This is a genomic window from Sediminibacterium salmoneum NBRC 103935, from assembly GCF_000511175.1.
Classification (GTDB): domain Bacteria; phylum Bacteroidota; class Bacteroidia; order Chitinophagales; family Chitinophagaceae; genus Sediminibacterium; species Sediminibacterium salmoneum.
Genome location: NZ_KI866530.1, coordinates 87278 through 91865 on the forward strand (window position 1 = coordinate 87278; position 4588 = coordinate 91865).

Below are 4588 nucleotides of genomic sequence, written 5' to 3' on the forward strand. Positions count from 1 at the left end.
ATAACTACTACATCACTACCAGCAGTTTTACTGTAGTCGTTGGTGCTTCCGGTAATTTTGGTATCAAAATCCAGCAAAGCTGCGGTTTGCATCATGTCTTGTGCTTTACCTTCCGCAAAACCTTCCTTGATGTCTAACAATACCAGTTCAGTACATAATTCCTTACGGGCAATATTGTCGGCACAGGTTGCTCCAACGGCACCGGCACCTACTACAGTAACTTTCATAATCGGTATGATTTAAAGTGGTTAAAATGAGTGGTGCAAAGGTACGTGGGTACCGCTTATTTTTTGTGAATAAATTGCAATAATTCAGGTATTTCTACACCCTTGTCCCATACTTTCAGAAATTGCTTCTGTTTGTTGTATAGCGCCACAAATGGGGTGAATTTTACCTGGTAAAAACTAGGTACAGCATATTCAGGGTCTCTTCCGGTAATAATATTGGGGTAAAGGTCAAACTGATATTTTCTGGCGAAGGCCTTAATGTCATTAAAGTCTCTGTAGCTGACCCAGACAAACTGAATATTTTTCAGGCTATCCATATTGCGTATCATCTGTTCCGCTTCGTACTGGCAATGTCCGCAATCCGGACTGAAATACACAATACAGGTATAATCTGCTGCCGGTATCATGGTATGTGTAAAAAGACTACTGTCGGTTAAAACCAGTTTAAAGGCAGGTATAGCCGGATTCTTTTCATAGTTGGGCCGGTTGTCAATCGGGCTTTGTGCATTTACTAAACCAAAAGTCAGTAACAAAGTGCAAATCAGTAATCCTCTTTTCCAGTTCATGTTAATAACAGTTTGATGGTATATAAATAGCTATTTTTTTCCGGCTTCCTGCATGCGCATTTGTTTAGCGTCTTGTAGAAATTCAGAAGCAAAAATAAAATCATTCAGCAGCTGGTCTTTGCTGAAAATAATGTCTTTGTTAGATCCTTCCCATTGTTTTTTTCCATTGTAGAGATAAAGTATATGATCGCCAATTTCCATTACACTATTCATATCGTGGGTTACTACTACAGTAGTCATTTGGTAGTCGATGGTAATTTCCCGGATCAATTTGTCAATTACCATGGAAGTTAAAGGGTCCAGACCAGAATTGGGTTCGTCGCAAAAAAGGTATTTGGGATTTAGCACAATGGATCGGGCAATACCCACTCTTTTTTTCATACCTCCACTTATTTCAGCAGGAAATCTTTTATGCGCGTTGCTCAGGTTTACCCGGTCAAGTACTTCGTCTACTTTCTTTAATTTTTCTCCATGTGTTAATTTGGTAAACATATCAAGCGGAAACTTGATATTTTCCTGCACCGTCATGGAATCAAATAGCGCGTTCCCCTGAAATAACATGCCAATCTGCTGTCTTAACTCTTTTCTGGTTTTATCATCCATCCTAATCAAATCGGTGCCATTGTATTCAATACTGCCTCCTTCATCGGGTTGAATAAGTCCAACGATGCATTTGGTGAGTACTGTTTTGCCGCTCCCGCTGCTGCCAATAATCAGGTTGCATTTGCCACTCTCCATAACAGCATCAATACCCTGAATAATGACTCTGTCATCAAAGCTTTTACTGATATTCTTTATTACTATCATGGTTTTGCGTTCCTGTTTTGGTAAGCTACTAAATTCCTAGAAGATTTGATTTTTAATTACATCATCCAGGCTGTCTCTTCTGCGAATCAACTGCATCTGATTATTGATAAACAAAACCTGTGCCGGCAAAAATCTGGCGTTGTAATTGCTTCCCATTTCAAAACCGTATGCGCCCGCATTTTCCATTACCAGCACATCATTTTCTCTAATTTCGGCAATAGGTCTGTCCCAGGCAAAATTGTCTGTTTCACAAATATTGCCGGTAACCGCATAGGTTTTAATGCTTCCGTTGGGATTGCTGATATTGCGGATATGGTGATAGGCTTCGTAAAACATGGGACGAATCAAATGATTGAATCCACTGTTAACTCCTGCAAAACAAACGGTTCCAGTGTCTTTAAGCACGTTCACGGTGGTTAAAAAATAGCCACATTCACTAACCATATATTTTCCTGGTTCAAACCAAACCTGAAATTTTTTCTGATAGGTTTTTTCAAAGCGATCCAGGGCTTCTCCTACTTTTTGTGCCAATAAGGATATATCGGTTCCTTTTTCACCTTCCTGGTAAGGCACTTTAAATCCTCCACCCATATCGAGTACCTGTAAATCGGGAAAAGAAGGTACCAACTCAAAAAATAAATCGGCTACCTGTATAAATACCTCAACGTCTTTGATTTCGCTACCCGTATGCACATGCAAACAGTTGATGCGCATTTTGTATTGGTCTTTCAACGCAAGGATTGCTGAAAGCTGTTCCAGTGGAATACCGAATTTGCTGTTATCGTGTCCGGTTGAAATTTTTAAGTTTCCTCCGGCCATAATATTGGGCCTGATTCTGATGCCTACCGGATACCTGTTCCCGTATGCTTTTCCGAATTTTTCCAGATTACTTAAACTGTCAATATTTACTGAAACACCTGCTTCCACAGCTGCAGCAATTTCATCAAAAGCAATTCCATTGCTGGTATATAAAATTTGCTCCGGAGCAAACCCTGCTTTTAACGCAATGTAAACTTCATTGATAGAACTGCAGTCAATATTGCATCCAATACTGTGTATATGTTTTAAAACGGCAATATTGGTTAAGGCCTTACATGCATAAAAGAAACGGGCATATACACCGTTAAATGCAGTTTGTAGTGTTTGGTATTGTGCTGTTATTTTTTCTGCATGATATACATACAGGGGAGTTCCAAACTCATTGGCCGCCGCCAGGAGTTGTTCATTCGAAATGCGTAAAGACATGGTTCAAAGATAATCCAAGAAGGGCGGATTATTGCTGTTTTAACAGTCCGTTCATCAATCTTATTCGGTTGGATTTTCCCCGGTTGTATTTTCGTCAGCATCGCCTTCTTCAGAATCGCTTTCAGAATCGTTTTCGGAATCGCTTTCGTTTTCGGAATCGGCGTCAGCTGAATCTTCCTGATTCAAATCTGCTTCTTCAGCGTCATCTGTTGATTCGTATGTGGTTTCTTCGCTGGCAACCATTAGCGTGCCGTCTTCGTTTACAGTTAGGGAAGAAACATCACCGTCGATAATGGCTTCGTCGGTCGGGAACGCTTCTGAAATGGAAGCACTCACATTGGCATCTGTAAAGTCTTCAGGTTTAATGATGGTACCTTCCACAATCTGGTCAGCCAGCACTTCCTTAATCTTTGGCAGATCTGCGGCAGTGTTAATGCCAAAGTAATCCATGAAAGTCTTGGATGTTGCGTATACCAATGGTTTGCCAGGTAATTGTTCGTTTCTGCCACTGATTAGGATCAATTCCTTTTCCAGTAGTTTCTGAATAGAGTAATCGCTGTTTACACCACGGATGGCTTCAATTTCACCCTTGGTAATCGGTTGCTTGTATGCAATAATGGCTAATGTTTCCAAAGCTGCATTGGACAGGCGTTTCAGGAATTTGTCGCCATTTAGCTGTGCTATGGTTTTGTGGTAATCTTTCTTTGTGAGGAATTGCCACCCACCGCCACTTTCCCTTACTTCGAAAGGATAAAATTCGGCGGCGTATTTTTCACGAATGCCTTCTACAGCGGTCTCTACCTGGTCCAATGAAATTCTTTCTTCCAGAAACCCAAAACTGTTGTTGATGAGTTCTACAATATCCAGTGAAGTCAACGGTTTTTCACTGGCAAAAATAAGTACTTCAATATGCGGTATGATCTCGCTTAATTCCATAATGATTGTGTAGAATTATCCTTGTAATGCAGCGGCTCCGCTCACGATTTCTGTTAACTCTGTTGTAATGGCAGCCTGACGCGCACGGTTGTAACTGATTTTTAAAGACTTCAGTAATTCGTTGGCGTTCTCACTTGCCTTATCCATTGCAGTCATACGGGCACCATGTTCACTGGCGTTTCCGTCTAATACCGCTTTGAATAATTGGGTATTTAAAATCTTTGGCATTAATTCAGCAATCAACACATCCTTGGCTGGCTCAAAAATAAAGTCTGCTTTTTTGCTTCCGGCTTTTGGAGCCATTTTAGGAATCGGCAAAAATTGCTCAGCTACGAATACCTGTGTAGCAGCATTTTTGAATTCACTGTAAATAATTTCCACTGCATCAAACTCCTTCTGCTCAAATCCTTTCATTGCAGCTTGTGCAGCAGCCTGTACCGCTTCAAAATTCAGATTCAGGTAAATATCCTTGAACTGATCGTTTGTTTTGTAACCTGCTTTGGTTAAACTTTCCCAGCCCTTCTTTCCAATATTCCATACGGTTACATTGCCTTTGCTAAACTGGCTGGCGTATTTTTCAGATACGGTATTCTTGGCCAGTTTAACCAGGTTGGCGTTGTAACCACCACACAAGCCTCTGTCGGATGTAATTACAATCAACAATACTTTTTCAACAGGTCTTTCTTCTGCCAACGCAAGCGTTGCACCACCTTCAATATTGCTTACAATATTGCTCAGCATTTCCTGCAATTTCTGGGCGTAAGGACGCATTTGGGTAATGGCATCCTGTGCACGGCGCAATTTGGC

6 protein-coding genes are annotated in these 4588 nt (G+C 40.9%); all 6 read right to left on the minus strand.

Annotation, left to right across the window (positions count from 1 at the left end; all coding sequences use genetic code 11):
• A partial coding sequence (locus tag P767_RS15120) for a lactate/malate family dehydrogenase (protein WP_037351457.1) occupies positions 1 to 227 on the minus strand: 227 nt, incomplete at its 3' end.
• Positions 228 to 283: 56 nt separating this feature from the next.
• Positions 284 to 793: a TlpA family protein disulfide reductase gene (locus P767_RS0100550; protein WP_026762979.1), complete on the minus strand. Its 510-nt coding sequence runs from the start codon at positions 791 to 793 to the stop codon at positions 284 to 286.
• Between the two features lie 30 nt (positions 794 to 823).
• Positions 824 to 1600 carry an ABC transporter ATP-binding protein gene (locus P767_RS0100555; protein ID WP_026762980.1) on the minus strand — a complete coding sequence of 259 codons (777 nt, stop codon included), beginning with the start codon at positions 1598 to 1600 and terminating at the stop codon, positions 824 to 826.
• Positions 1601 to 1636: 36 nt separating this feature from the next.
• Positions 1637 to 2845, minus strand: a complete 1209-nt coding sequence (gene lysA, locus P767_RS0100560; RefSeq protein WP_037351460.1) for a diaminopimelate decarboxylase — start codon at positions 2843 to 2845, stop codon at positions 1637 to 1639.
• Positions 2846 to 2905: 60 nt separating this feature from the next.
• Positions 2906 to 3781, minus strand: a complete 876-nt coding sequence (scpB, locus tag P767_RS0100565; RefSeq protein WP_026762982.1) for an SMC-Scp complex subunit ScpB — start codon at positions 3779 to 3781, stop codon at positions 2906 to 2908.
• 15 nt (positions 3782 to 3796) lie between these two features.
• Positions 3797 to 4588 (minus strand): ATP synthase F1 subunit gamma (gene atpG, locus P767_RS0100570; RefSeq protein ID WP_071840012.1); only part of this gene is annotated, 792 nt, incomplete at its 5' end.